The following is a 26,239-nucleotide window of genomic DNA, read 5'->3' as shown; positions in this document are numbered from 1 at the left end:
TTACCTTCCGTTCAGCAGGTGATGCCGCCGTCAATGGTCAGGGTCTGACCGGTAATATAGCGTGCGCCATCGCCCAGCAGGAACAGGATGGCGGGAGCCACATCGTCGGCCGTGCCCAGCCGGCCCATGGGGGTGCGCCGCGTGATCTGGTCGCGCTGTCCCGCCGACAGGGTGCCGGACATCTCCGTGTCCAGATAGCCGGGGGCAACGCTGTTCACGGTGATTTGCCGTCGCCCCACCTCCCGCGCCAGGGCGCGGGTTAGCCCGTCCAGCCCGGCTTTGGTAGCGGCATAGGCGGCAAGGCCGGTATAGCCACGCTGGCCGATGATGGACGAGATATTGATGATCCGCCCGCCGCCGGGCCGCGACAGCATATGGCGCAGAACGGCACGCGCCACCTGAATGGATCCGGTCAGGTTGGTCTGGATCAGGCTGTCCACTTCCACCAACGGTAAGGTGGCCAGGATACCTTCCCGCGCGATGCCGGCATTATTGACCAATCCCCAGGGGGCACCGAAGCGCTGCACAGTGGCGTCGATGAAGGCCTGGGTAGTGATGGGATCACCAATTTCCGCCTGCTGCCAGTACAGCCGGTTGGGATGAGCGGCCAGAAGGCCGGGTAAAGCGTCGCCGATGCTGCGGCTGCATGTGGCGACGCTGTAGCCGGCGTCCAGCAGCGCCTTGGTGATGGAGAGGCCCAGTCCACGGCTGCCGCCGGTGACGATGACAGTACGGGTCATGCTTCCTCCGCGATGCGGCGCTTCTTGCCGGCGGCTGACAGGGTGAGACCTTCAACAAGGCGCAAGCGGCGGGGTCTGGCCGGGGCCGGCAGGTCGGCCACGGCCTGTGCGACCCGGCTGCGCCAGCTATCGTCTGTATGCCAATCTGGTGCCACAATGTCCGCTGCCAGCAGGGCACCGGTAATCGGGCTGGCGATGCCATAGACGGTTGCGTCGATGACACCGGGCAGGGAAAGCAGGCGTCGCTCGGCCAAGGTCGGGTTTACTTTTGTTCCGCCGACATTGAGGATAAAATCATTCCGGCCACGGAACAAAACCCGCTTTTCAACGATCTCTACCAGATCGCCCGTATCCTGCCAGTCACCATCCAGCTTGGCTTGAAGGATATCATTCTGGATACGGAATGATATTTCCGTTGGTGACTGTAACAACCATTCGGCTGGGAACCCCTCCCGCCCATCGGCGACTGTGAACAGGCTCCCGAATTCTGTCGAGGCGTAGATGCAGCGGATAGGCACATTGGGGAAGCGTGCGGAAAGCGCATCCAGCAACGGTTGATCCACTGCTTCCCCGCCGAGCGTGATGCGAGCCAGCGGTGGGGCAGCCCCTGATAGAAGCAACACACGCCAGAAGCTGGGCGTTGCGCTGACATGGGTTGCGCGGCCAGTCACGGCCAAGCGAGCCAACCCTGCCGCGTCCGCCGCCGGATCAGTCAGCATGGTCCCGCCGCCGGCCAAGGCGGTCAGCAGTACCTGTAACCCGGCGAAACCACAGGCATCGTAGGTAAGCAGCCAGGTGGCACCATTATCAGCCCGGGAGCCTTTGATCCCGCGCAGGACATCCTTGAACGGTCGGGCAACACGCTTGGGGGTGCCTGTCGTGCCCGATGTTTCCAACAACAGCACCCGTCCCCGATCGGCAATCGCATCCGGTGCCGGCAACCCACCGCGTAGCAGCACCACCGGCGTTTCCCGGTTCCAGCCGGCCACCAGGGTGGCAACCAGCCGTGCAAGGTCATGACCGTCCACAGATAAGGCGCCTGTCGGCAGGCTGTCGGACAAGGCCGACAGCTCCGGCCATGTCCATGTCCGGTTGCCAACTATCAGGCGGAAGGTGGGGTTTACCCAGGGTGGGTGCGAAGCGGCAGGCATGGCACCATCATGCGGCAGGCTGGTGCGGCATTCCAAGAGTTTCAGCTGCGAGCGAAAATAATCCAGGCCCAGATGAACCCACCGATAAAGCCGATCAAGCCGGCGACGATCACCATTCCCCACAGGAACTGCTTGAACTCCCCCTGCTTCCAGGCGCTGCGGGCCAATAGCAGCAGGTACACCAGGACGGCACCGCCGATCCATTCCCAGGTAGTAGGCATGGGCATCACGTGACTGCGTACAAGGCCGCCAGTTCACCAGCGGTATTGAACTGTCGGAAGCCCTGCCGGAACGGGTCCTTGCCCGTCAGTCCCTCCAGCGCCACGATCAGGGTCGCCAGATCCAGGCTATCAAAGGGCAGGGGGCCATCCAGGAAGGCCGTCTCAGCCGTCACGGCTGCTGTTGCCGGCTCGCCCTTTTCGGCCAGGATGCGGGCGGTCTCGCGCGCGATCAGGTCCAGCATGGTGTGGGTGTCGGTCAATGGAAACTCCCGATCAGGGCGTTGACGCGGCTGGCGGCCTCTACATGCGGCATGTGGCCTGCGCCGGGCAGAAGATGGAAAGGAATGGCGGCAGGTATCGAGTCGGCTGGCGGTGGCGGGACAATCCTGTCCGCCACCCCCCAGATCAACTGCACCGGTACGCCGGGTGCCCAATCGCGCGTGACCAGCCGTTCGGACAAGTCAGCGCGGTTGGCATCCAGCAGCGCCTTGATGGCGGCCCGGTTCTCCGGCACCGACTGACGCAGTGTCAGTGCACGGGCCATCGGCTCCACCAAGGGTCCTGGCTCCGCGAACAGCCGGGCCGCCGCCAGACGCGATTGCGTCAGGTCGGATGCGTCGGCCAGCCGGTCCAGGAACTGATGGTCCAGGTCACTGCCGAGGCCAGCGCAGGCGATCAGGGTCGCCCGCGCCACCTTTGCCGGCTGCTGGTGGGCGAGCGACAGGGCGATGCGCGCACCCAATGAATGGCCCACCAGATCGACCTGGGACAGACCCCAGGCGTCGATCAGGTCGCCGACCCAGCGGGCCAGATCATCGACATGGCCGGACCCAACCTCCAACGTACTGGACCCATGTCCCGGCAGGTCGGGCGCTAGAACGGTGCGGTTGGTGCCCAAGGCCGTCAGATTGAACTGCCAGGTCAACGCATCCCCTGCCAGCCCATGCAGCAGAACCAGGGGGCGTCGATCCCCCTCGCCAATGCCCAGACGACCGCCATTGATCCAGGCGGCTGGACGGCCACCAAGGTCAATCACCTGCCGCCGGGTGCGGCTGATGGGAATGGCAGGGCGGGGCAGGGCCGACATCGGGATCAGGCGAAGTCGGCACCGGTCAGGGCCAGCAGGTCGCCGATGCTCTTGGCCTTTGCCAGATCTTCGCCAGCCACGACATGGTCGAAATGCTCATCCACCAGAGCGATGAAGCTGATGACGGCGAGGCTGTCCCAGCTGTCCAGGCTGTCCAGCGCCGTGTCGGGCGATAGGCTGCCTGCATCCGTTTCCAGCATCTCTTCCAGGGCGGCCAGGAATTCAGCGCGCGTCATGACACACTCCTTAACATCAGGTCGGGGGAAGGGTCTTCTGGACCACATCCCGGTTGATCAGCGCCCAATCCGGATGGGTGCGCATGGCACCATCGGCGTCGCGCCAGCCGAACGCTGGCTTAACGGGCAAAAGCGTTTCCAGCAAGTGCCGTACCAGGATGAAATCCTGTTCGGTGTCCACACACCATCGCCAGGGCGCGTTCAGCGTGGGGTCAGACAGCCAGTCCAGCCGGAACCGGTCGGGCCGGCGCCAGAGGAAGGGCATGACATGCTCCCGCTCGAAATCCTCCCGCGCCTCATCCCAGGCAGTGCGCAAATCCGCCATTCCCACCATCTCTGCATCCAGACCGCGTGGATAGCACGCGACATCGATGGCAGCGTAGGCAGGGGGGGGATCAGCGCGGTGGTAAAGGTCGATCAGGTCATCCACCAAAGCCGGGTCGATCAGGGGACAGTCGCCGGTAAAACGCACGGCGATATCGGCCTGCTGGGCAAGGGCTGCCCGGTAGAAACGATCCAGCACATCGCGTTCGCTGCCCCGGAAGACGGGGATGCCCAGCGCCTCCACATGTGCCGCCAGCGGGTCATCCTGGGTCAAGTCGCTGGTCGCCACGCACAGGCCCGTCAGTTGCCGGGATCGGCGCAGACGGTCGATCTGATGGCCGATCAGACTTTTCCCCGCCACCTGCATCATCACCTTGCCGGGCAAGCGGGTGGAACCCATGCGAGCCTGGATGATGCCGATGATCCGGGGGGCCATCAGAGGGTCTTGCCCAGCATGGTCCAGTCTACCGGTTCCCCCCGCTTCAGATCGCGGACGGCGGTACGGCCCAGGACATCGGGCAGATGCTTGGGTGCCAAGCCCAAGCCGGGGCGGATGGATCGCACATCGGCGTCGGTTAGCAGCGTCCCCGCCGGCACGTCGCGATTGACATAGAGCGAGCGGCGAAAGGTCCGCCCGCCTGCCTCTGACGGCTTCAGGGCGTAAGAAATCTCACCCAGGGCGGCATGGGCCACGCGGCAGGCCTCCGCCATCGCCTTGAATTCCGCCGGTTCCAGTGAGAAGGCGCAGTCCGGGCCGCCATCGGCGCGGGCCAGCGTGAAATGCTTCTCAATGACAACCGCGCCCAGGGCCACGGCGGCCACCGGCACCGCCACGCCCATCGTATGGTCCGACAGGCCAACGGGCAGCCCGAACGCCTGCGCCATGTGCGGGATGGTCGCCAAGTCGCAATCCTCCACCGGCGTGGGATAGCCCGATACACAGTGCAACAGGGCAATATTTTCGTTGCCCGCCTCCCGCGCGGCGGCCACGGCCTCTGCGATTTCGCCCAGCGATGCCATGCCGGTGGACATGATCAGCGGCTTGCCAGTGGCGGCCGCCTTTCGGATCAGGGGCAGGTCGATCAGTTCAAAGCTGGCGATCTTGTAGGCCGGCGTATTCAGGCTTTCCAGCAGGTCGATGGCGGTAGGGTCGAAGGGGCTGCTGAACAGGGCGATACCGGCGTCGCGGGCGTGGGCGAACAGGGCTTCGTGCCAGTCCCAGGGGGTGTGCGCCTCCTGATACAGCTCGTACAGCGTCTTACCGGCCCACAGTCCGCCCTCCAGCCGGAATTCCGGTCGCTCGACATCCATGGTGATGGTGTCGGCGGTGTAGGTCTGGATCTTGACGGCATCGGCCCCGGCATCGCGCGCCGCATCGATCAGGCGGCGGGCGCGGTCAATATCGCCATTATGGTTGCCTGACATTTCCGCGATCAGGAAAGGCGGCTGGCCGGGCTGGAATTGGTCGGGAAAACGGGTCATGCCTGATGCCGGATAGGATAGCGATGCCAGTATGGTAACATCGCCGGAGGCCGAAGAGGAAGCGGGGCGCATGGTGGGGCGGATCGGGGCATTGCTGCTGTGTCTGGTATGGGCCGTACCTGCCGTTCTGGCGGGGGATTGGCAGGGATTGCGCCATGCCATGGAGAGCCTGACCATGGGGGCGGACGCGCCGGTCAGCGGGGTGGCCGTCATCGTGGTCAAGGATGGCAGGACCGTCTTTTCCCAGGCGGCGGGCCGCGCCGTCATGGACCCGGCCCGTGAGCGCCCGCTGACGCTCGACACACCCGTCCGGGTGGCGTCCATCTCCAAGCTGCCGGTGGGCATTGCTATCCAGCAGCTGGTGGATGAGGGGCGGTTGGACCTGGATGGCGATCTGTCGCCGCTGCTGGGCTTTACCTTCCGTAACCCGCATCATCCCGACCGGCCCATCACCACCCGGATGCTGCTTTCCCACACATCCTCCCTACGCGATGCCGATGTCTATGGCCTGCCCCCGCCTTACAGCCTGGAGGAGCTGGTCCGGCCTGGCGGTGCCTTTGATCCGGAGGGGCGGCGCTGGGCGGATGAGGTGCCGGGCAGCCGTTTTACCTATACCAACCTGAACTATGGCGTCATGGCGACCCTGATCGAGCGGCTGACGGGGCAGCGGTTCGATGCCGTCGTGACCAGCCGTGTACTGAGGCCGCTGGGCATGCGGGCGGCCTATGATGTGCGGCTTCTGGACGAGGACCGCTTTCAGGCGCTGGCGCCGGTTTATAGCCAGGAGGCGGATGGAAGCTGGGTAGCGAAGGTCGATGATTATGGCGGCATCCGGCCGGACAACCGGCCCAGCATCTTCGGTGTAAAGGCGGGCATGGACCTTGCCCGCATCGTGCCGGGCCGCAACGGGACCAGCCTGTCGCCGCAGGGCGGCATGCGGGCGTCGGCCCGCGATCTGGAACGGCTTCTGCGCTTCCTTCTGGGTCGGGGGGCGGTGGAGGGGCAGCGCGTGCTGTCCCCGGCAGGGTTTGAGCGGATGCTGGCCCCGCACTGGACCTACGACCCTGTCGGCAACAATGGCGATACCGACGGCGGCCTGCTGCGGCAATGGGGTCTGGGCATCCAATGTACGACCCAGGGCGGCGGGCCGGGGGATGGCGACCGCTGGAGTGCGGGACCCAATGACCCGCGCCTGTGCGGGCATTTTGGCGATGCCTATGGCCTGCTGGGCGCCGTCATGGCCGATCCGGGTGGGTGCTGGGGCTTTGTCTATCTGCTGACGGGAACGGTCTCTGAGCGGGTGAAGGGACCAGTATCATCGTTAACCCTATGGGAACAGAAGATTGTGGACGCCGTTCTGGCTGGGGTTCGGCCCTAGGCCCGTCGCGTCATCTTCTTCGCCGCCGGACTGTCCACATTATCCAGATAGATGATGAGGTTGAGTGAGCCGGCAATGACCTCTACAAATTTGTTCGACATGGAGGGCAGGCGGATTTTGCGATTAATACAGTAATTGACCAAGGAAGCCGCCAGTTCCGGGGCGTTGCGGGGTACATGCGTGCGGTTGCCGTCATCGTCCTCGATGATCAGCTCGGCCGATACCGGCTCCTCATGCAGTTCCAGCCCCACGACCTGACCGACAGGCAGTTCGAGGCGCTGCTTGCGCATCAAGTCGATGATGGCCTGTATGGCTTCACGTTCCGTGAAACCCAGGGTACGCATCTCCTTCACCGGATTACCCTTCTTGTTTCTTCAACATATCCTTGTACGACATTAGGCAGAAATTCGCCGGTCAACCCAGCGATTTTTCAACCTCCAGACCCGCAATGTCGTGCAGGCGCAGCAGGCCCAGCACCGAACCATCGCCATCCACCACCGGCAGCACATTGATCTGGTGCGGTGTTTCCATGATTTCGAGGGCTTCCAACGCCGTGGCGTCGGGGCCGCACGTGCGGCGCACGGGTGCGGTCATGCAGGCGCCGGTATCCCTTTCCAGGAAGGTTTTGCCATGGGCGGCGAGGCCACGGCGGATATCGCCTTCGGTCACGATGCCCGCCAGCGTTCCGGCCCCATCGACCACCAGGGCCGCGCCATTGGGGAAGCGGGTCATGGCCAGCAGCGTCTCAAAGATCGGCTGTTCGGCGGTGACAAGCGCCACCTGTTCGGGGGCCTTCACCATCAGGTCGCGCACCTTGCCGGCCAGCACAATGCCCAGCGTGCCGCCGGGATGGTTGTCGCCATAATCGTTGATGGTAAAGCCGCGCCGCTTGGCCACGGCCACCACCAACGCATCGGCCAGGGCCAGCATGGCGGTGGTGCTGGCGGTGGGCAGCTTGGTCTCCGTCGCTTCCCGCTCTACATGGCAGCGCAGGGTCCAGTCGGCGATCCGTGAAAGGCCGGACGGCACGCGCGACACCATGGCGGCCACCTTCACCCCGCGCCGGGCCGCCACCTTGCCCAGGTCGATCAGTTCCTGGGTCTGACCGCTGTTGGACAGCAGGATGACAAGGTCGCCTTCGCGCAGCGCGCCCAGTTCGCCATGCAGGGCGTCGAGGGCGGAATAGTAGAAGGCCTGCGCCCCCACGGACGCCAGTTTGGATGAGAGCAGCCGCGCGATCAGGCCGGATTTGCCCACGCCGGCCACCAGCGTATTGCCGGCCCCGCTGGCGATATGGCTGACGGTGGCCAGGAAGTCGGCATCCAGGCTGTCCAGCTGTGCCAGAACGGCCTTGGCCTCAATCCGCAACAGGTCAGCGGCGGCCACCAGGGCCGGGTCATCACGATGGGTCATCACAGAATCCGAATGGCGTTCAACCGGCCCTAGATAGGGTCTGGATCGTGGCATGGAAATGACGGATACGATCCTCGTTCGCGCCCAGCAGGGCTGCCCCTTCGACATGGCGCAGGCCGGCACCGACGGCGGCGCAGACGGCCCGGTCCTCCGACAGCAGCTTTTCATTGAGGGCGGTCAGGTGACTGGTCAGGGCGGCCAGGGCTGCCTTGCTGGCCCCATCCCTGGCTTTGGCAAGACACAGACGATAACGCAGGGTGAAGCTTTCAGGGCCCGTCGGCTCCAGTGTCTGCACACTCATCATCCGGCCCGCCGTGATGCCGATGGCGAGGTTGGGGAACAGCAGCAGGTGGACATAGCCCTCCACCCCGGCCACGGCATCGATCGGGATCAGGCCCAGGCGTTTGCCGGCCCCGTCCCACCAGCGCTGCGCCTCTGGCCGAATGCCGGCATAGCCGATGGAATGAATGCCGGAGGGGACCACGCGCCAGGAGCCGTCCACCACGGTGCGGAAGCTTTCGGCATGCACGGCGTCAACGTGATAGATCTCCAGCACATTCTCAATCCCGACCTTCCAGTTGGCTTCCCACGGTTGTGCCGCCTGTGCGAAGGGGGCGGACATACCGTCGGACAGGGCCTGCAACAGGTCGGCATGCGGACCCACGCTGTCCAGCAGGGACGGCCCGCCGGGGACCAGCCGCACGAACAGGAACCGGCCGATGCGGTCCAGTTCATAGCGGGGCAGAGCCAGGGCCTGCTTACCCGCCTTGTCCAGCCCGAAACAGTCGGCATTGCCGGGGATGCCGACGGGCACCCCGTCCCGGTCATAGGTCCAGCCATGATAGGGGCAGCGCAGGGGGCCATTGGCTGTACCGCTCTCCCCCGCGCGCAACTGTGCGAAACGGTGGGAACAGACATTGCGCAGGGCGCGAAGGTCCCCGTCAAAATCCTGGATCAGAACCGACTGGCCCGCGATCTGCCGCACCAGCCAGGAACCGGGTTCCGACACCTCGTCCGCGAAGCCCACGAATTGCCAGGACCGGGCGAACAGGGACTGCTGTTCGGCCTTGTACCGGTCAGGATCGCGGTAGTCGGCGGTGATCAGGGCGGCGGGGTGGGCCAGCATCGGGGGAACCTGCGGTTACGTTCACGGGCACTGTGCAACGCTGTGAAACATGAAAATGCGGATGTTTCGGAGTTTGGGCCTTACCGGCTGGGAATGTCGGCACCCCTGAATTTGGCGGCCCGTGCAACCAAGTGAAACATAAAATGAAGGTGTGTTTCACCGTTCATAGCTTTTGGAGTCCGAAAGCGGTCTGCTTCGAACGGGGTGGGCGCGGGTCGGGTGGTGATGAGACCAAGTCTATCAGAATGAGGGGTTTAGGGCAATTCAGACGTCGCCAAACACGCGCCCGTCCATGTCACAGAAGATGCCGAAGCGGTGGCGCACGGCGGCCCAGTCGGCGGCCAGCATTTCGAACAGATGGACGTCCTTGGCCTCCCCATTCTTCACAGCATGTTCGCGCAGGACCCCGACATGGCGGTAGCCCAGCATGGTCTGCCCCTTCAAGACACGCTCATTGCTGGAGAAGACCTGATTGACCAGTTTACGCAGGCCCAAGGTGTAGAAGCAGTGGTTCAGCATGGGCGCGAAGTTGAGCGCGCCGATGCCGGTGCGGCCCCGCCGGTCACCCATATAGACGCCGATGGTGCCGACCTTCCAATCGGCGTGTGTGATGGTGATGCTGCCATAGCCGACATCGATGCCATCGACCTGAATGATGCGATGGGTGTAGTCGGTGCGGGCGTTGGAGCGTTCGATCCAGGCGCGTTGCCGGTCGATATCGTCGGGCACCTCGCTGAAGGATTGTTCGGCAATCTCCGGCAGGCGACGCCAGGTCAGCAGCAATTCGGCATCGTCGGGCGTGGGTTGGCGGAAGGTCAGGGCACTGGTCATGGCTCCGTCACCTCCGGCGGCAGCAGGGCAGCAAGGGCGTCATGGACATCGCCCATGCGCTGTTCACGCCAGCCCAGGATGCCGGGGCCGGTGGCGGCGATGCGGGCCTGCTGTACCTGTTCGCACAGGGGCTTGTCCTCCGCGATCACCTGCCGGGCCGAACCGGTGAGCATGGAGACGAGGCCACGCCGGAAGCTGGCGGCCTTCGCGTCATCCGATGCGGCGGGAAGGAAGGTCCGCCATTCCAGGCGGGTGCGGTCCACGGCTAAGGGCACCACACGGTGGACGATGACCATGGTGCCATGGAAGCTGGCGATATACAGGTCGGGGAAGATGAAGCAATGGTCGTAAAGGTCCTGCACCGCGAAACGGCGCAAGGCCCCGCGTGCCACCAGCTTCTCCCACCAAGCGGCGGTACCTTCCGATAGTTTCCATTGCGAGCGGCTGTGGGCGCCAAAATGGTCGGTGTGCAGGTGGCGATGCCAATCGGCATCGACGGCGGGGTGGATGGTCTGTGGGTGGACGGTGGAGCCGTGGAAATCATCCAGGGTGTTTTCCACCAGGATTTTCCAGTTGGCCGCGAAATCGATGCTGTCGCTGGCGACGGGGCTGTCCAGGGCAGTGGAGAGCAGCAGCAGCCGGTCGGCCATTGGGCCCAGCCAGTCGGCCAGCGGCGGGGCATCGGACGTCTGGTGGCGGAAGAGGAAGCCGCCACAGGCGGCGTCACCCGTTACGCCTTCATCCGCCAATCCGATAAAGCGCCAGGGCAGGCGGGTGGCCAGGGCGGCCTGTTCGGTGGCGAAGGATGCCGGGTCATGGAACCAGCGGGGGGCCAGCAACCGGCGGCGGGGTGGGGAGATGTCGTAGTTCAGCATGCCCCCTCCCGCCGTGCAGAGGACCGGTGCCGGATGGTGGGGCCTGCGGCGATGACGGAGCCATCAGGCAGCGTGCGCTCCCCGTTGCCGCCCTCCATCCAGCTGGCGGGCATGGCGGTGTTGGCGTCCGGGTCCAGGTGCGCGAAGACCAGACCGCCGGCCACCGCCACGCCAATGGCAGGCAGGGCCAGGGCCTTACGTGCGGCATCGTCCAAGTGGAAGTCGGTGTCGTTGAAGGGAATGGCTTTGGGCACGCCGTCCTGATCGTAGACCCAGGCATGGTAGGGGCAGCGCAGCGGACCCTTACCGGTGGGTTCCGTCAGCATCAGGGCGAAACGGTGGGAACAGACATTGCGGAAGCCGCGCAGGGTGCCGTTGAAATTGCGCACCAGCACCGGAATGGCACCGATCCAGCCCGTGGCCCAGCATCCATGGGCCGCCAGATCATCGCCATGGGCCAGCAGCACCCACCCGCTCATGCAGTGCGGCCCCCATCCACCACCATCGAGGTGCCGGTGATCCAACGGCCCGCATCAGACAGCAGGAAGCAGATAGCGTTCGCTACATCGTCGGGATGGCCGAAGCCCAGAGGCTGCAGCTTTTCCAGATGCGTGATCTGATCGGCATTCAGCTTTTCAAAGCCGCGTTCGATCAGTTCGGTCATCACGATACTGGGCACCACGCAATTGACGCGGATGGCGTCGGGCAGCAGTTCCGCCGACAGGCCCTTGGTGGCGGCGATGATCCCGCCCTTGGCCGCCGCGTAGACGACATTGGCGGGAGAGGACGCGGTGGCGGCGGTGGAGGAGATATAGACAAGGCTGGCCTTGTCCGCCTTCACCCCCTTCTGCCGCAGCCCCTTGGCCAGCGCCAGCGAGGCGCCCAGGTTGGTGCGCATCACATCGTCAAAGAAATCGGCCTGGAAGATGCGGATGGGGCGCAGGGTCTGGATGCCGGCGCAATGGGCCAGACCGTCGAAGGGGCCATTGGCCTGTGCCGCCGCTTTCATCCAGCCGGGGATGTTGTCGATGGCGGACAGGTTGAAGGCGTCGGCGCGATGGCCGTCGCCGGGCAGGTCGGCCAAGGTGGCGGCCAACCGGTCCTGATCGCGGCCCGTGACGGTGACGCGCGCGCCCAGTTTGGCCGCCAGGATCGCCGTGGCGCGACCGATACCGGCAGAGGCACCCGTCACCAGGATGTGCCGGCCCGACAGGTCCATTGGATTGATGATGGCGGACATGGGCTTAACCCTTGATGATGCGCGTCAGGCTGTCCACGACCCGATCCTGATCGGCCAGGGACATGGCGGGATAGAGCGGCAGGGACAGGCAGCGATCATACCAGCCCGCAGCCCCCGGCAGATGCAGGTCGCTATAAAGTCGCTGGTAATAGGGCTGGGTATGGACGGGGATGTAATGGACCTGACTACCCACGCCATCCTGGCGCAATGCTGCCATAAAGGCGGCCCGGTCCATGCCCAGGGCCGCAAAATCGATCAGCGCGACATAGAGGTGCCAGCCCGCCTCCACCCCCGGCATGCGGCCAGCCGGTTTCAAGATGGGGGAGAGCGGGGCGAGCGCCGCATCATAGGCCGCGACCAGTTTGGCGCGGGTGCGCACGAAGGCGTCCAGCTTTGCCAATTGGCTGATGCCCAGGGCCGCCTGGATATCCGTCATCCGGTAATTGAAGCCGGGTTCCGGCATCTCATAATACCAGGGGTTAGACGTGCCATCGGCGGCCAGGGCGGCGGTGGGGTTGGTGAACCCGTCCGGGTCGCGCGCCATGCCATGGGAAACCCCGGCGCGCACCTTCTTTGCCAGCGCGTCATCATTGGTGGTGACCATACCGCCCTCACCCGTCGCCATGGTCTTGACGGGGTGGAACGAGAAGCAAGCGAGGTCCGAACGGTCGCAGGCACCGACGGCCACCATATTGCCATCAGCCCCGGTCAGGCGGGTGCCGACGGCATGGGCCGCATCCTCCACGATGGTCAGCCCGCGTTCGGCGGCGAGCGCCGACAGGTCCGCCAGGTCGGCGGTCTGCCCGGCCAGATGCACGGGGGCGATGGTCCGCACGCGCCAGCCCCGGGCCTCTGCGCGTTTGATTGCGTCTTCGGCGTCCTGGCGGCGCATCAGGCCGGTATCGGGATCGACATCAGTAAAGGCCACCTGCGCACCGACATAGCGGACGGCATTGGCGGTCGCCAGGAAGGTGACGCTGGGCACCAGCACGGCGTCATTTGGCTTCAGGTCAAGCGCCAGCATGGAGACATGCAAGGCGGCGGTGGCGTTGGCGCAGGCGATGGCGTGGCGCGCCCCCACCTTTTCCGCGAATGAACGCTCAAACCAGCCGATGCTGGGCCCCTGGGTCAACCAGTCACCGCGAAGCACCTGTTCCACGGCGGCGATGTCGGCCTCGTCAATCCATTGCCGCCCATAAGGCAGAAAGGGGCCCTTGCTCACGAAGGCCGCTCCAGCAGGGCGCGCATCGCATCCTCTGACAACCATTCGGGGTTGGTGTCGCTGCGATAACTGAAGCCGTCAGGGACCGGCACCGCCCCCTGTTTGGCATAGGGGCCGCGATCCCACCATTTGAAGGCGGGTTCGATGATGTAGCGGTCGGGAAGCTCCACCGTCTGCCGGGCATCATCCTCGGTGATCATGATCTCATGCAGCTTTTCACCGGGCCGGATGCCGACAATGCGGTGGGGCAGGTCCGGGGCCATGGTGTGGGCCAGATCGACAATGCGCATGGAGGGGATTTTTGGCACGAAAATCTCGCCCCCCTGCATCATGGAAAAGGAGGTGGCGACGAAATCCACGCCCTTGTTCAAGGTGATCCAGAACCGCGTCATCCGGTCGTCAGTGATGGGCAGTTCCTTCGCCCCCTCCTCGATCAACTTGCGGAAGAAGGGCACGACCGAGCCGCGCGAGCCGACCACATTGCCATAGCGCACGGCGGCAAAGCGGGTGCCGACGGAGCCGGACAGGTTGTTGGCGGCGACGAAAATCTTGTCCGATGCCAGTTTGGACGCGCCGTAGAGGTTCACGGGGCTGGCGGCCTTGTCGGTGGACAGGGCCACCACCTTCTTGACCTTGTTGGCCAGTGCGGCCTGCACTACGTTTTCCGCCCCGTTCACATTGGTGCGGATACATTCGATGGGATTGTATTCGGCCGTCGGCACATGTTTCAGGGCGGCGGCGTGGATGCAATAGTCAATCTCCCGCATCGCCATGGACAGGCGCTGCTGATCGCGGACATCGCCGATGAAGAAGCGCAGCACGTCGCGGTTATCCATGTCCGCGAATTGCTGCTGCATCTCATACTGCTTGAATTCATCGCGCGAGAAGATGACCAGCCGGCGCGGCTTGCCGTATTTCAGGAGGAAACGCGTGAACTGCCGGCCAAAGGAACCGGTGCCGCCGGTGATCAGGACGGATGCGCCCTTGAACAGGGCGGGGGCGCGGGTGGGCTCTGTGCTCATCTCAATCCGGTTCGCTGACGGGCGGGCGTGCTGCCCATGCTAGCCAGTTTAGCGGGTGTGGTTAAGTATTTCCGCAGATTGAGGCTTTGACCTCCTGCCAAGCTTGTTGGATGCAGCGGTGCGCTTGGGCTAAGGTGGCGGGACCCCGCCCCCGACGGACCGGAAATGGACCGCAAATCTCCGCCCCCGACCGACTCGCCCGACCGTTTGCTGGATGCGGCCATTGCCCGACATCAGCAGGGCGACATGGCAGGGGCCGTGAGCCTGTACCAGCAAATCCTGACGAAATCGCCGCAGAATGTCGATGCCAGCCATCTGCTGGGTCTGGCGCTGTGGCAGTCAGGGAATACCGAGGAGGGGCTGCGTCGGGTGATGGCGGCGGCTGATGCAGCACCGAAATCAGCATCGATCCAGAATAATCTGGGCGGCATGCTGATGGCGGTGCGGCGGTTTCGTGCCGCTGAGCGTGCATTTCGCGCAGCATTGGCCGCCAAACCCGATCTGGTTGATGCGCAATCGAACCTGGCCGCCGTCCTGTTGGACCTGAACCGACCGGAAGAGGCGGAGAAGGTGGCGCGGCAGGCGCTGGCCATGGCGCCGATGCGGGCCGATGCCTGGTCCAACCGGGGCGTGGGGCTGCTTGAACTGGGCCGGTTCGAGGAGGCTGAGCAGTGCCAGCGCAAGGCCCTGTCGCTGAACCCCGATCTGGCGGTGGCCCATGCCAATCTGGGCACGCTTCTGCGCCGCAAGGGAATGGTGGAGGAGGCGGTGCCGCTGTTTCAGCGGGCACTGGAACTGGACCGGGATCAGCCGGTGGCGCGGTTCAACCTGTCACTGGACCATCTGGCCAAAAGCCGGCTGCAGCAGGGATGGGCTGACTATGAGGAGCGGTTCCGCGCCCGCCAGCGCCAGCCCCGCCGGGAACTGGAGGTTCCCTTCTGGCAGGGCGACATGCTGGAGGGCAAACATCTGCTGATCTGGCCGGAGCAGGGGTTGGGGGATGAGATCCTGTTCTCCAGCCTGTTCCCGGACCTGAAGGGTCTGGACGGTCCGGTGACGGTGGAGTGCGATGCGCGGCTGACCCCCCTGTTCATGCGGTCATTCCCGCATCTGCGGGTGGCGGCAGCGGGAAGCACGCCGACCGCCGACTGGCAGATCGCGGCGGGCAGCCTGCCCCGCATGGCGCGGCCCACATTGGCCCGGTTTCCGGGCAAGCCCTGGCTGACCGCCGATCCGGCTGTGGTCAGAAGCTGGCGGCAGCGGCTGGTGGAGCTGGGGCCGGCGCTGAATGTCGGCTTTTGCTGGCGCAGCGGGTTGAAGTCGGCGGAAAGAAAGGGGCTTTATCCCAGTCTGGCGGATTTCGCGCCGCTGTTTGCCGTGCCGGGCATTCGCTGGGTGCCGATCCAGTATGATCTGGATGACCCGGCGACCCAAGCCGAACTAACCGCTCATCTGCCGGCGGGGACGGCGCTGTTCCGACCGGATATCGACCTGCGTAACGATCTGGACGCGGTTGCCGGCCTGACGGGTGCGCTGGACCTGGTCATCACGGCGGCAACCGCCGTATCGGAACTGTCCGGCGGATTGGGCGTGCCCGTCTGGCGCATCGGCGATGATGATGACTGGACCCGTCTGGGCACCGGTACCCGGCCCTGGTACCCGACCACGCGCTGCTTCACCCGGAATGTCGGTGGGTTTGCGGCCCTGATCACGGATATGGCCCGGGAACTGGCGGCGCTGCGGTCAGTTCCGGCCATGGCGGAGGATGGGGACGATCTGCACCGGCGGGGCCATGTCCTGGTCCGCGAGGGGCGGGTGGATGAAGGGGTGAGGCTGCTGGAGCGGGCGGCGACCCTGCTGCCGGGCGATGCGCTGCTGCTGGCCCGGCTGGGTGCGGCGTTGCGGACACAGGGACGGGCCGATGCCGCCTGTGCTCGGTACCGGCAGTCATTGGCGCTGCGTCCCGGTCATGCGATCACCATCGTTAATATCGCGCTGTGCCTGCTGGATATGCGGGACTTTTCCGGGGCCGAGGCAGAGCTGATGCCCCTGCTGACGGGGCCGGCGGTATCGGCCCATGCGCAGGACACGCTGGGCCTGATCCGCCAGGCGCGGGAGGATCATGCCGGTGCCATTGAGGCGCATCGGGCGGCACTGGCGATTGATCCCGGCCTGCTATCGGCCTGGGTCAATCTGGGCGGGGCGCTGCGGGCCGCGCACCGGTTCGGGGAAGCGGTGACGGCCTTCAACCGGGCGCTGGAGCTGTCGCCCGATCGGGTGGAGGCTTTGACGGGGCTTGGCTACGCGCTGTTCCGCCTGGGTGATCTGGCGGGGGCGGAGAAGGCCCTGGAGCAAGCCCTGGCCGTGGTCCCGGACTACCCACCGGCGCTGATTGATCTGGCCCAGATACGGGTGAGCCAGAACCGGCAGGCAGAGGCGCTGCCCATCCTGGACCGGGTGCTGGAAAGCCATCCAGATCAGGCGCTGGCCCGGTGGAACCGCGCCCATATCCTGCTGACGCAGGGAAACCTGACACGGGGTTTCAGCGATTATCGCGCCCGGTTTGCGGCGGGGCAGGCCGTGTCCCGACGCTTCGCCCTGCCGGAATGGCAGGGGCAGGAGATCAAGGGGCGGCGGCTGCTGATCTGGCGGGAACAGGGGCTGGGGGATGAAATCCTGTGGTCCGGTCTGATTGCCGACCTTAAGGCCAGAGGTGCCCAGGTCATCGTGGAATGCGACGCCCGCTTGGTCGGGCTTCTGTCACGGTCCTTTCCCGGCACCGTGGTTAGGGCGGAAACGGATGATCCGCGCGATGCGGATTTCCAGTGCGCGCTGGGCGACCTGCCCGCTCTGCTGCGGCCCTCCCTGGCCGATTTCGGGCAGCAGGCCGTGGGCTGGCTGGTGCCGGACCCCGGTCGGGCGCAGGAGATGACGGCCCGGCTGGACACGCTGCCGCCCGGTTTGCGGGTCGGCTTCTGCTGGCGCTCGCAATTGCAGGATGGCGACCGCAAGTTGGGGTATCTGACACTGCCGGCGCTGCTGCCGCTGTTGACCCTGCCCGGTATCGTGCCGGTCTGCCTGCAATATGACGATGCGGCGCCGGAGGTTGCGGCCCTGCAGGCGACCCATGGCGTCATCATGCATCGGTTCGCCGATATCGACCTGAAAAATGATCTGGAGGCGGCGGCGGCGTTGATGGCTGGGCTGGACCTGATCATCACGGCCCCGACCGCCGTGGGGGAGATGGCGGCGGCGCTGGGCACGCCCGTCTGGCGGTTCCAGAACAGCAGTGACTGGACAGGCCTGGGCACCAACGGGCGCCCCTGGTATCCGACGATGCGGCTGTTCCGGGCACCGTCGATTGCGGATGTCGTGCCGGACATGGCGCGGACGCTGTCCGGTCTGCTGTCCATGCCCGCATTGCCGGTCGCTCCGCCGTCCCTGGAAAAGGTGCTGGAACAGCAGCGGGCGGGTGATCTGCGGGCGGCGGAGGCGGGATACCGCGCCATCCTGCGGGGGGCACCCGACGATGTGGACGCGCTGCATCTGCTGTCGCAGGTATTGTTGCAGACCGGGCGGGCGGCGGATGCCCTGCCGCTGGTCGATAAGGTCCTGGCGCTGGACCCGGAATTCGCCGGTGCCCACAATACGCGTGGCAGCATCCTGAAAAGCCTGGGCCGGTTCGTGGAGGCGGAGAAAGCCTTCCGCCAGGCCCTGGCGCGGCGTGTGGATTATGCGGAGGCGTGGGCCAATCTGGGAGCGACGCTGGTGGAGCTGCGCCGCTATGCCGATGCGGAGAAGGCCTGTCGCCGGGCCTTGGTGCAGCGGTCGGATTATCCCCGCGCACAGGTCAATCTGGGCGTGGCCCTGCGCCATCTGGGGCGCTGGCGGGAGGCGGCGGACTGGCACCATAAGGCCTTGGCGCTGGCCCCCGATATGCCCGACGCGTGGAGCGAGCTGGGTCTGTGCCGGACGGCGCTGGGCGATGCCGCTGGCGGGGTGCAGGCCCAGGAGAAGGCGCTGGTTGTCGACCCGACCTATGCCGAGGCGGCGGTCAACCTGTCCGTGGATATGGTGAACCGGGGCGATGTGGGTGGGGCCAGGGCGGCGCTGTCACGCGCCCTGACCATCCGGCCCGGCTTTGCCCGCGCATTATATAACGACGCCCTGCTGGCCCTGGGGCAGGGAGAGCTTACCACCGGCTGGACCCGGCATGAGGCGCGGTTTGACAGTGGCGAGGTGGCATGGGGCAGCCCACCGCCGGTTCCCCGCTGGGACGGTAGCCGGCTGGCCGGTCGCCGCCTGTTGGTCTGGGGGGAGCAGGGGCTGGGTGATCAACTGATGTTCGCGGCCCATTACCAACGGTTGGCGGACCTGGGCGGCGATATCGTCATCTGGACCGATGCGAGGTTGGTTTCCATCCTGGCCCGCGCCTTTCCCTTTGCGAGGGTCCTGGCCGAAGGCACGGCGGTCGAGGTTGATTGCCATGTGCCGGCGGGCAGCCTGTCCCTGTTGTTAGCCCCGCAGATCGCCGGCTGGACGGGGGCGGCGTTCCTGTCGCCAAGGCCGGATTTGGCGGTGCTGTGGCGGGAACGGCTGTCGGCCCTGCCGCCCGGCCTGCGCGTCGGCCTGTGCTGGCGCAGTCAATTGCGCACGGCGGCGCGGGCGGCATCCTACACCCTTCTGTCGGACTGGCTGCCCCTGTTGCAGATGCCGGGGGTGCAGGTCGTGTCGCTGCAATATGACGGGGCGGAGGCGGAAATCGCCGCCCTGGAGGTGGCCCATGGCGTGCGTCTGCACCGGTGGGATGGGGTCGATCTGCGGGATGATCTGGAAACCACATTGGCGCTGACCGCCGAACTGGATCTCGTCATTTCCGTCGCGACGGCGGTGGGGGAGATGGCGGGGGCCGTGGGTGTGCCGGTCTGGCGTTTGTCGGGACCGGTGGATTGGACGCGGCTGGGCACCGGCGTGCGGCCCTGGTTTGCCGCCATGCGGGTTTTCACCCCATCCGGCAGTGGCGCAATGGCATCGCTGGTGCCCCAGGTCGTGGCAGCGCTGACGGCGTTGAAGCCGGCGGAAGGGCCGGATGGCGATCCGTCTGGCTGGCTGGAACGCGGTATTGACCGGCAGAAGGCGGGTGATGCCGCAGGAGCCATGTCCTTCTACCGCGCCGTCATCGCGCGGGAGGGGGAACAGCCGGTGGCCCTGCACCTGCTGGGTCTTGCCCTGCAACAGGCAGGGCAGGGGGGCGATGGCGTTCCCTTCATGGAACGGGCGCTGAAGGCCGCGCCCGACTATGTCGCCGCCTGGGTCAATCTGGGCAATCTCTATCAATCGCTGGACAGGCCCGAACTCGCCGAGGGGGCGTATCGCCGGGCCCTGGCTCTGCGGCCTGCCGATCCCGGCACCTGGACCAACCTGGGCAATGCCTTGCGGGCGCTGGGTCGTCTGAAGGATGCCGTGAAGGCCCATCGCCAGTCCATCAACCTGGACAAGGGGGGCGCCGCCGCACATGGCAATCTGGCCGTGGCGTTGAAGGAACTGGACCTGCTGCCGGATGCGGAGCAGGCGTACCGGCAGGCCCTGACCCTGGGTGGTCCTGACACACATCTGCTGACAGGGTTGGGGGAGGTGCTGCGGCAGCGCGGTCAGCTGGCTGAGGCTTCGGATATGTTGGGCGAGGCGCTGCGGCTTGATCCCGCCAATGGCGAGGCCTGGAACAATCTGGGGCGGGTGGCGGAAATGCGGGGGGACAATGTCGCCGCCCGCCGTGACTATGCGCAGGCGCTGACCATCACGCCGGGCCTGCCGACCGCCCTTTATAATCGCGGGTTGCTGGACCTGACCGATGGGGCATTGGCACTGGGGTGGGACGGGTATGCGATGCGGTTCCGGGGAACGGAGACGATCCGGGGCCGCCGCCTGTCGCTGCCGGTCTGGGATGGCGGTGACCTGACGGGCCGCCGCCTGCTGGTCTGGGGTGAACAGGGGCTGGGCGATCAGTTGATGTTCGCTGCCCTTTATCCGGCGCTCATTGCCCGGTGCGGCCATCTGGTGATCGAGGGGGATGCAAGGCTGTCGGGGCTTTTCGCGCGGGCCTTTCCCACCGCCACCATCCGCGCTGACACGTCCGACCCGGACGACGCCGACTGCGCCGTCGCGGCGGGTGATGTCGGGGGACATATCTGGCGCGACCTGAACGCGGTCACGCCCACCTCCTATCTTACTGCCCGCGATGAGCTGGTCCATTTCTGGCGGGACAGGCTGCGCGCTGTGGGTCCCGGATTGAAGGTGGGTATCTGCTGGCGGTCGGGCATGATGACGACGGAGCGCCAGCGGTCCTATGCCAGCCTGTCCGATTTCGCACCGCTGGCGGCGATTGCGGGTGTCAGCTTGGTCAGTTTACAGCGCGGGTTGAAGGAGGGGGAAGTTGAAGCGACCGGCATCCCCATCATCCGCTTTGATGATCTGGACCTGACCGATGATCTGGAGGGGCAGGCGGCGCTGATATCCGCGCTGGACCTTGTCATTACCGTGCCGACGGCGGTGGGGGAACTGGCGGGTGCGCTGGGAGTGCCTGTCTGGCGGCTAGGCCGGGCCGATTGGACCAGCCTCGGCACCGCCGTCCGCCCCTGGTTTCCCAGCATGCGCCGGTTGGACAGCCGGGCGGGCATGGCGGCCGCCCTGATGGACGCGGCGCGGTTGCTGATCAGCGCCAGGCGTAGTTGAAGCTGATCGAAATCCGCTCACTCTCGGCCTGATTCAACACCACTTCATGACGCAGCCAGCTTTCCCACATCAACAGGGTGCCTGCCTTGGGTGCCACGGGGATGGAGGGCAGCAGATCACGCGCCGCCTTCGGCTTGCGCGGGGGAGCCGCCATCATCAGGGCCAGACGCGGATCTTCAAACCGGATGGACGAGGCACCATCGGGGATATCGACATAATAGGTGCCGCTGATCACAGAGTTGGGATGGATGTGGGAGCCATGGAATCCACCGGGGTCCAGCACGTTGATCCAGAGGCTGTCCAGTTCCAGCTTCTTGTCGCCCAACTGCCATTCCTGCAATTTTGCGAAGGCCTTGGCGTGGCGGTCGAGATGGGATTTCAGGACCTTCACCGCCGGGAAGCGCCAGGGCAGGTCATCCAGCGACGAGTACGAAGTGTAACCCGTATAGCCGTTCTTGGCGCTCCATTTCTGGCCGGCGACGTCATCTTCGGCGGCTGAGCGGCAGCAGGCCGCCAGTTCGTCGTTCAACCCCTCCGTCCCGTCCAATTCGGCGCGGTAAAGGCGGGTTGCGAACAGGGTTTCGATCAGGGGGGCATTGGCGTCGGTCATGATGGCCAGAAGGCTTACGGTGTGCCGTGACGCCCGTCAATGGGCCACCGGACCGGGAACAGGCCCGATCCGGTGGTCATCACCATTACTTGGTCTTCAGGAAAGCGACGACGTCCTTGCGCTCCTGCTCGTTCGGCAGCTTGAACATCATCTTGGTGGCGCCCACCGCCTTGTCGGCCTTGCCCTTTTCGGTCAGGTACCCCTTCAGGAATGCCTGCGGATCGGCCAAGTACTTCACGATATTGTCTTCGGTCCAGATCAGACCGGCCTCACCAGCATTGTGATTGATGTCGGAGTACTTGTACCCCTCCACCTTGCCGGCGGTACGACCGACGACGCCATTCAGGATGGGACCAACCAGATTCTTGGCATCGGGACCGACGCGGTGGCAGGCCATACACTTCTTGAACACGGCCTCACCCTTGGCGGCATCCTGCGCCATGGCGGTGCCGGCGGACAGCATGGCGACGCCCGTCAGGGCAAAAGCGGCAATCAGGGACTTCATCGTGATACTCCCTCGGGGGCTTCAGCGCCGGAAATAAGGCGCGGCACCTAAGACATACGGTGTGACGACGGCTGGTCAAGCTGCCAAAAGGTCCCAGCCGCTATGGATAGGGTCAAGATGCGTGACATCCTTGGCCGAACGGTACCCTCCCAGGGCCTATGGTTTGGGCCGCAGCATGGCCAGGGCCTGGATGACGATGGGGGTCAAGCCCTCGCCACCGTTATCGAGATGGTCGAAAATTCCGGCCCGCATGCGCGGGTCCCAGAAGCTTTTGATATGGTCGGCCACACCCTTTACCCCGCCCGGCCCCTGGCTGGCGAAGAAAGCGCCGATCTGGTTGGCCATCATGACCAGCTTGTCAGGCGACACGGGTCTGCTCCTGCTCAGGTTGAATGCGGTGCGGGTGGCTGAAAATCTCAAACCCGTCGGAACGGGCTACCGCCACCAGGGTCATGCCGGCATCATCCGCCAGTTTCACGGCCAGGGTGGAGGGGGCGGAGACAGCGGCCAGGATGGGCGCACCAGCCATCGCCGCCTTCTGCACCAGTTCCACCGACACGCGGCTGGTCATCAGGATGGCACCCTGCGTCGCGTCGATCCCGGCGCGGGCCAGGGCACCGATCAGCTTATCCAGCGCATTGTGGCGGCCCACATCTTCGCGCACCGTCATGCTGCTATCGGGGGCCAGGAAGGCGGCGGCGTGGGCGGCGCGGGTCAGGCGGCCCAATGCCTGCTGTTGCGACATCGCATCGAACGCGGTCGCCAGTGCAAGCGGTGTCAGCGGCCGGCCAGGGCCGACGGGCCTAGCGGGTTTCACCGCCTCCGACAGGCTCTCCACCCCGCACAGGCCGCAGCCGGCGGGGCCGGTCAGGCGGCGGCGACGGGTGGTCAGGGCGGTGCGGGGGCGTTGGGAGAGCCAGAGACGTGCGACCCAGCCCAGGTCGGTTTCGACCAGTTCCAGATCGTCCACCTCATCCTGGGTTTCGATAATGCCCTCGGTCAGGCTGAACCCGATGGCGAAATCCTCCAGATCGCTGGGGCTGGCCATCATCACGGCATAGGTGGCACCATCATGCACGATGGCCACGGGCACCTCATCCACCACCATACGGGTTCCGTCCCGCATCGTGCCGTCGTGCCAAGCCAGCCGTTTCAGAGGTTTCGCTGGCTGGTTCATTCCGCGGCCTCGACCGCGTGGCCTTCGATCCGGCGGGACTGTTTCGCCTGGGCCTCATATTCCTGCTGCCACTGGGTCGGGCCGTTGGAATGACTGACCTGGACGGCGGTCACCTTATATTCCGGGCAGTTGGTGGCCCAGTCGGAATAATCGGTGGTGATGACGTTGGCCTGCGTGTCCGGGTGGTGGAAGGTGGTGTAGACCACGCCGGGGGCCACCCGGTCGGTGATCAGCGCGCGAAGGCTGGTTTCGCCGGCCCGGCTTTGCAGCTTCACCCAGTCACCATCCCGGATACCCCGGTTCTCCGCATCATGCGGGTGGATTTCCAGGCGGTCTTCCTCATGCCAGACCACATTGGCGGTGCGGCGGGTTTGGGCACCGACATTGTACTGCGACAGAATGCGGCCCGTGGTCAGCAGCAGAGGGAAGCGCGCACCGGTGCGCTCCTCCGTCGGGATATATTCGGTGATCACGAACTTGCCCTTACCGCGCACGAACCCGTCAATATGCATCACGGGCGTGCCGGTGGGTGCCTTGTCGTTGCAGGGCCACTGGATGGAGCCCATTTCTTCAAGGCGCTGATAGGACACGCCCTTGAAGCTGGGCGTGACCTTGGCAATCTCGTCCATGATCTGGCTGGGATGGGCGTAGTTCATGGCAAAGCCCATGGCGCGGGCCAGCAGCATGGTCACCTCCCAATCGGCATAGCCGTTTTTGGGCGCCATCACCCGGCGCACCCGCTGTATCCGGCGTTCGGCGTTGGTGAAGGTGCCGTCCTTTTCCAGGATGGTACAGCCGGGCAGGAAGACATGGGCGTAATTGGCGGTTTCGTTCAGGAACAGGTCCTGCACGATCACGCATTCCATGGCAGCCAGACCGGCGGCGACATGGTGGGTGTTGGGGTCGGATTGCAGGATATCCTCGCCCTGCACATACAGGCCCTTGAAGGTGCCGTCGACGGCAGCGTCCAGCATGTTGGGAATGCGCAGGCCCGGTTCGCCCGACAGGGGCACGCCCCACAATTCCTCAAACATCTGCCGTGTGGCATCGTCCGACACGTGGCGATAGCCGGAAAACTCATGCGGGAAGGACCCCATGTCGCAGGCACCCTGGACATTGTTCTGACCCCGCAACGGATTTACGCCCACCCCGGGGCGCCCGATATTGCCGGTCGCCATGGCGAGGTTCGCGATGGCCATGACGGTGGTCGTGCCCTGGGAATGTTCGGTCACGCCCAGCCCGTAATAGATGGCCCCATTGCCGCCCGTGGCGAACAGGCGGGCGGCATGGCGGATGGCGTCCGGCTCCACGCCGGCCATCGGCCCCACCATTTCCGGGCTGTTGCGCGGTTCGGACACAAACGCCGCCCATTCCTGGAACTCCGCCCAGTCGCAGCGTTCGCGCACAAACGCTTCGTCCACCAGCCCTTCGGTGACGATGACATGGGCCAGCGATGTGACGATGGCGACATTGGTGCCGGGCAGCAGCGGCAGATGCACCTCCGCCTTGATATGGGGCGACTTCACCAGATCGATGCGGCGCGGATCGATGACGATCAGCTTCGCCCCTTGCCGCAACCGCTTTTTCAGGCGCGACGCGAAGACGGGGTGACCATCGGTGGGGTTGGCACCGATGACGATCACGACATCGGTCTGTTCGACGCTGTCGAAATCCTGGGTGCCGGCAGAGGTGCCGAAGGTGGTTTTCAGACCGTATCCGGTGGGGGAGTGGCAGACACGCGCGCAGGTATCGACATTGTTGGTGCCGAAGCCGGCGCGGATCAGCTTCTGCACCAGGAAGGTTTCCTCATTGGTGCAGCGTGATGAGGTGATGCCGCCGATAGAGTCCTTGCCATACTTGGCCTGAATGGATTTCAGCCGGTTGGCGGTGAAGGTGATGGCTTCTTCCCAGCCGACCTCCCGCCAGGGCTGATCAATGCTGTCGCGGATCATGGGCGACAGGATGCGTTCCTTGTGGGTGGCATAGCCCCAGGCGAAACGGCCCTTCACGCAGGAATGGCCGCGGTTAGCCTTGCCATCCTTGTAGGGGACCATGCGCACCAGCTCATCGCCGCGCATCTCTGCCTTGAAGGCGCAGCCCACGCCGCAATAGGCGCAGGTGGTGACGACGGAATGTTCGGGCTGCCCAATCTCGATGACCGATTTTTCCTGCAAGGTGGCCGTGGGGCAGGCCTGAACACAGGCACCGCAGGAGACGCAATTGCTGTCCAGGAAGCTGTCATGCTGTCCGGGCGATACACGGCTGTCAAAGCCGCGCCCCTCAATGGTCAGGGCGAAGGTGCCCTGCACTTCCTCACACGCCCGCACGCAGCGGGAGCAAACGATGCATTTGGCGGGGTCATAGGTGAAATAGGGATTGCTCTCGTCCTTGGGCATCGCCAATGGACTGTCGGCCTTGAAATGATTGGCCCCGTCCAAGCCATAGCGCACCTCTCGCAGGCCCACGGCCCCGGCCATGTCCTGCAATTCGCAGTCGCCGTTGGCCGCACAGGTCAGGCAATCCAGCGGATGGTCGGAGATGTAGAGCTCCATCACCCCCTTGCGCAGTTGCTTCAGGCGTGGCGTCTGCGTCTTCACAGTCAGGCCGGGGGCGACGGGGGTGGTGCAGGAGGCGGGTGTACCCGGCCGCCCCTCAATCTCCACCAGGCACAGGCGGCAGGACCCGAAGGCGTCAACCATGTCGGTGGCGCAGAGCTTGGGGATCTTTGTCCCCATCTCCATCGCCGCCCGCATGATGGAGGTACCTTCGGGCACGGTGATCGACTGCCCGTCGATGGTAAGGGTGACCAGCTTCTCCGACTTTGACGCCGGCGTGCCGAAATCGGTCTCATGGATGAGGGTCATGAT

General features: G+C 65.3%; 24 protein-coding genes. 2 read left to right on the top strand and 22 right to left on the bottom strand.

Annotated features, from left to right (window positions below):
- Nucleotides 1–11: 11 nt before the first annotated feature.
- From ABC729_RS20480 to pseI, 8 genes are all read right to left on the bottom strand, one after another.
- Complete coding sequence (locus ABC729_RS20480) at nt 12–740, bottom strand: SDR family NAD(P)-dependent oxidoreductase (RefSeq protein WP_495609454.1); 729 nt, start codon at nt 738–740, stop codon at nt 12–14.
- Nucleotides 737–1,801, bottom strand: coding sequence for an AMP-binding protein (locus ABC729_RS20475; RefSeq protein WP_495609453.1), 1,065 nt, complete (start codon nt 1,799–1,801; stop codon nt 737–739). The genes ABC729_RS20480 and ABC729_RS20475 overlap by 4 nt, the downstream gene beginning before the upstream one ends.
- 131 nt (nt 1,802–1,932) lie before the next feature.
- Nucleotides 1,933–2,118 (bottom strand): hypothetical protein, encoded by a 186-nt coding sequence (locus ABC729_RS20470; protein ID WP_495609452.1) that lies wholly within the window; start codon nt 2,116–2,118, stop codon nt 1,933–1,935.
- Nucleotides 2,118–2,372, bottom strand: a complete 255-nt coding sequence (locus ABC729_RS20465; RefSeq protein WP_495609451.1) for an acyl carrier protein — start codon at nt 2,370–2,372, stop codon at nt 2,118–2,120. Before ABC729_RS20465 ends, ABC729_RS20470 begins: the two co-directional genes overlap by 1 nt.
- Nucleotides 2,369–3,199: an alpha/beta fold hydrolase gene (locus tag ABC729_RS20460; RefSeq protein WP_495609450.1), complete on the bottom strand. Its 831-nt coding sequence runs from the start codon at nt 3,197–3,199 to the stop codon at nt 2,369–2,371. Before ABC729_RS20460 ends, ABC729_RS20465 begins: the two co-directional genes overlap by 4 nt.
- A 5-nt stretch (nt 3,200–3,204) precedes the next feature.
- Nucleotides 3,205–3,435: an acyl carrier protein gene (locus ABC729_RS20455; RefSeq protein ID WP_495609449.1), complete on the bottom strand. Its 231-nt coding sequence runs from the start codon at nt 3,433–3,435 to the stop codon at nt 3,205–3,207.
- Between the two features lie 16 nt (nt 3,436–3,451).
- Nucleotides 3,452–4,195 carry a cytidylyltransferase domain-containing protein gene (locus ABC729_RS20450; RefSeq protein ID WP_495609448.1) on the bottom strand — a complete coding sequence of 248 codons (744 nt, stop codon included), beginning with the start codon at nt 4,193–4,195 and terminating at the stop codon, nt 3,452–3,454.
- A complete protein-coding gene (gene pseI / locus ABC729_RS20445; protein WP_495609447.1) occupies nt 4,195–5,241 on the bottom strand; it encodes a pseudaminic acid synthase in 1,047 nt (348 codons plus the stop codon). The genes ABC729_RS20450 and pseI overlap by 1 nt, the downstream gene beginning before the upstream one ends.
- A gap of 31 nt (nt 5,242–5,272) precedes the next feature.
- Between pseI and ABC729_RS20440 the strand changes: the two genes are divergently transcribed.
- Nucleotides 5,273–6,619, top strand: a complete 1,347-nt coding sequence (locus ABC729_RS20440; protein ID WP_495609446.1) for a serine hydrolase domain-containing protein — start codon at nt 5,273–5,275, stop codon at nt 6,617–6,619.
- On the opposite strand, the gene ABC729_RS20435 is transcribed toward ABC729_RS20440, so the two are convergent.
- The 9 genes from ABC729_RS20435 to pseB form a co-directional block, all read right to left on the bottom strand.
- Nucleotides 6,616–6,963 (bottom strand): hypothetical protein, encoded by a 348-nt coding sequence (locus ABC729_RS20435; RefSeq protein ID WP_495609445.1) that lies wholly within the window; start codon nt 6,961–6,963, stop codon nt 6,616–6,618. The genes ABC729_RS20440 and ABC729_RS20435 overlap by 4 nt on opposite strands.
- A gap of 70 nt (nt 6,964–7,033) precedes the next feature.
- Complete coding sequence (locus ABC729_RS20430) at nt 7,034–8,032, bottom strand: KpsF/GutQ family sugar-phosphate isomerase (protein WP_495609444.1); 999 nt, start codon at nt 8,030–8,032, stop codon at nt 7,034–7,036.
- Between the two features lie 19 nt (nt 8,033–8,051).
- A complete protein-coding gene (locus ABC729_RS20425) occupies nt 8,052–9,158 on the bottom strand; it encodes an aromatic ring-hydroxylating oxygenase subunit alpha (protein WP_495609443.1) in 1,107 nt (368 codons plus the stop codon).
- A gap of 264 nt (nt 9,159–9,422) precedes the next feature.
- Nucleotides 9,423–9,989: a GNAT family N-acetyltransferase gene (locus ABC729_RS20420; protein ID WP_495609442.1), complete on the bottom strand. Its 567-nt coding sequence runs from the start codon at nt 9,987–9,989 to the stop codon at nt 9,423–9,425.
- Nucleotides 9,986–10,864 carry an RHO alpha subunit C-terminal catalytic domain-containing protein gene (locus tag ABC729_RS20415; RefSeq protein ID WP_495609441.1) on the bottom strand — a complete coding sequence of 293 codons (879 nt, stop codon included), beginning with the start codon at nt 10,862–10,864 and terminating at the stop codon, nt 9,986–9,988. Before ABC729_RS20415 ends, ABC729_RS20420 begins: the two co-directional genes overlap by 4 nt.
- Nucleotides 10,858–11,343, bottom strand: coding sequence for a Rieske 2Fe-2S domain-containing protein (locus ABC729_RS20410; RefSeq protein WP_495609440.1), 486 nt, complete (start codon nt 11,341–11,343; stop codon nt 10,858–10,860). The genes ABC729_RS20415 and ABC729_RS20410 overlap by 7 nt, the downstream gene beginning before the upstream one ends.
- Complete coding sequence (locus tag ABC729_RS20405) at nt 11,340–12,104, bottom strand: SDR family NAD(P)-dependent oxidoreductase (protein WP_495609439.1); 765 nt, start codon at nt 12,102–12,104, stop codon at nt 11,340–11,342. The genes ABC729_RS20410 and ABC729_RS20405 overlap by 4 nt, the downstream gene beginning before the upstream one ends.
- A 4-nt stretch (nt 12,105–12,108) precedes the next feature.
- On the bottom strand, nt 12,109–13,326 hold the full coding sequence (pseC, locus tag ABC729_RS20400; RefSeq protein ID WP_495609438.1) for a UDP-4-amino-4,6-dideoxy-N-acetyl-beta-L-altrosamine transaminase: 1,218 nt from the start codon (nt 13,324–13,326) through the stop codon (nt 12,109–12,111).
- The gene (gene pseB / locus ABC729_RS20395) at nt 13,323–14,348 is read right to left on the bottom strand and encodes a UDP-N-acetylglucosamine 4,6-dehydratase (inverting) (protein ID WP_495609437.1); all 1,026 of its coding nucleotides are present in this window, start codon (nt 14,346–14,348) and stop codon (nt 13,323–13,325) included. Before pseB ends, pseC begins: the two co-directional genes overlap by 4 nt.
- 165 nt (nt 14,349–14,513) lie before the next feature.
- Here pseB and ABC729_RS20390 point away from each other — a divergent pair, with 165 nt between their 5' ends.
- On the top strand, nt 14,514–21,080 hold the full coding sequence (locus ABC729_RS20390) for a tetratricopeptide repeat protein (RefSeq protein ID WP_495609436.1): 6,567 nt from the start codon (nt 14,514–14,516) through the stop codon (nt 21,078–21,080).
- Here the strand turns inward: ABC729_RS20390 and ABC729_RS20385 are convergent.
- From ABC729_RS20385 to fdhF, 5 genes are all read right to left on the bottom strand, one after another.
- Nucleotides 21,061–21,690 (bottom strand): TIGR02466 family protein, encoded by a 630-nt coding sequence (locus ABC729_RS20385; protein ID WP_495609435.1) that lies wholly within the window; start codon nt 21,688–21,690, stop codon nt 21,061–21,063. The two genes, ABC729_RS20390 and ABC729_RS20385, sit on opposite strands and share 20 nt — an antisense overlap.
- A gap of 85 nt (nt 21,691–21,775) precedes the next feature.
- Nucleotides 21,776–22,195, bottom strand: coding sequence for a c-type cytochrome (locus tag ABC729_RS20380; protein WP_495609434.1), 420 nt, complete (start codon nt 22,193–22,195; stop codon nt 21,776–21,778).
- A gap of 156 nt (nt 22,196–22,351) precedes the next feature.
- On the bottom strand, nt 22,352–22,564 hold the full coding sequence (locus ABC729_RS20375; RefSeq protein WP_495609433.1) for a formate dehydrogenase subunit delta: 213 nt from the start codon (nt 22,562–22,564) through the stop codon (nt 22,352–22,354).
- On the bottom strand, nt 22,554–23,372 hold the full coding sequence (gene fdhD, locus ABC729_RS20370) for a formate dehydrogenase accessory sulfurtransferase FdhD (protein ID WP_495609432.1): 819 nt from the start codon (nt 23,370–23,372) through the stop codon (nt 22,554–22,556). Before fdhD ends, ABC729_RS20375 begins: the two co-directional genes overlap by 11 nt.
- Entirely contained in the window at nt 23,369–26,236 is a 2,868-nt protein-coding gene (fdhF, locus tag ABC729_RS20365; protein ID WP_495609431.1) for a formate dehydrogenase subunit alpha, read from the bottom strand. Before fdhF ends, fdhD begins: the two co-directional genes overlap by 4 nt.
- Between the last annotated feature and the right edge of the window lie 3 nt (nt 26,237–26,239).

It is taken from the genome of Niveispirillum sp. CC-CTL257, assembly GCF_059489915.1.
Note: the sequence above shows the minus strand (reverse complement) of the source record. Positions and strands in the feature narration are given on the sequence as shown.

Coding starts and splice junctions, on each gene's coding strand:
- ABC729_RS20380 (WP_495609434.1), bottom strand. CDS start 22,195: ATGAAGTCCCTGATTGCCGCTTTTGCCCTGACGGGCGTCGCCATGCTG.
- ABC729_RS20405 (WP_495609439.1), bottom strand. CDS start 12,104: ATGTCCGCCATCATCAATCCAATGGACCTGTCGGGCCGGCACATCCTG.
- ABC729_RS20460 (WP_495609450.1), bottom strand. CDS start 3,199: ATGTCGGCCCTGCCCCGCCCTGCCATTCCCATCAGCCGCACCCGGCGG.
- ABC729_RS20420 (WP_495609442.1), bottom strand. CDS start 9,989: ATGACCAGTGCCCTGACCTTCCGCCAACCCACGCCCGACGATGCCGAA.
- ABC729_RS20470 (WP_495609452.1), bottom strand. CDS start 2,118: ATGCCCATGCCTACTACCTGGGAATGGATCGGCGGTGCCGTCCTGGTG.
- ABC729_RS20390 (WP_495609436.1), top strand. CDS start 14,514: ATGGACCGCAAATCTCCGCCCCCGACCGACTCGCCCGACCGTTTGCTG.
- pseI (WP_495609447.1), bottom strand. CDS start 5,241: ATGACCCGTTTTCCCGACCAATTCCAGCCCGGCCAGCCGCCTTTCCTG.
- ABC729_RS20385 (WP_495609435.1), bottom strand. CDS start 21,690: ATGACCGACGCCAATGCCCCCCTGATCGAAACCCTGTTCGCAACCCGC.
- ABC729_RS20440 (WP_495609446.1), top strand. CDS start 5,273: ATGGTAACATCGCCGGAGGCCGAAGAGGAAGCGGGGCGCATGGTGGGG.
- ABC729_RS20410 (WP_495609440.1), bottom strand. CDS start 11,343: ATGAGCGGGTGGGTGCTGCTGGCCCATGGCGATGATCTGGCGGCCCAT.
- ABC729_RS20435 (WP_495609445.1), bottom strand. CDS start 6,963: ATGCGTACCCTGGGTTTCACGGAACGTGAAGCCATACAGGCCATCATC.
- ABC729_RS20415 (WP_495609441.1), bottom strand. CDS start 10,864: ATGCTGAACTACGACATCTCCCCACCCCGCCGCCGGTTGCTGGCCCCC.
- ABC729_RS20450 (WP_495609448.1), bottom strand. CDS start 4,195: ATGGCCCCCCGGATCATCGGCATCATCCAGGCTCGCATGGGTTCCACC.
- ABC729_RS20430 (WP_495609444.1), bottom strand. CDS start 8,032: ATGACCCATCGTGATGACCCGGCCCTGGTGGCCGCCGCTGACCTGTTG.
- ABC729_RS20480 (WP_495609454.1), bottom strand. CDS start 740: ATGACCCGTACTGTCATCGTCACCGGCGGCAGCCGTGGACTGGGCCTC.
- fdhD (WP_495609432.1), bottom strand. CDS start 23,372: ATGAACCAGCCAGCGAAACCTCTGAAACGGCTGGCTTGGCACGACGGC.
- ABC729_RS20455 (WP_495609449.1), bottom strand. CDS start 3,435: ATGACGCGCGCTGAATTCCTGGCCGCCCTGGAAGAGATGCTGGAAACG.
- ABC729_RS20425 (WP_495609443.1), bottom strand. CDS start 9,158: ATGCTGGCCCACCCCGCCGCCCTGATCACCGCCGACTACCGCGATCCT.
- fdhF (WP_495609431.1), bottom strand. CDS start 26,236: ATGACCCTCATCCATGAGACCGATTTCGGCACGCCGGCGTCAAAGTCG.
- pseB (WP_495609437.1), bottom strand. CDS start 14,348: ATGAGCACAGAGCCCACCCGCGCCCCCGCCCTGTTCAAGGGCGCATCC.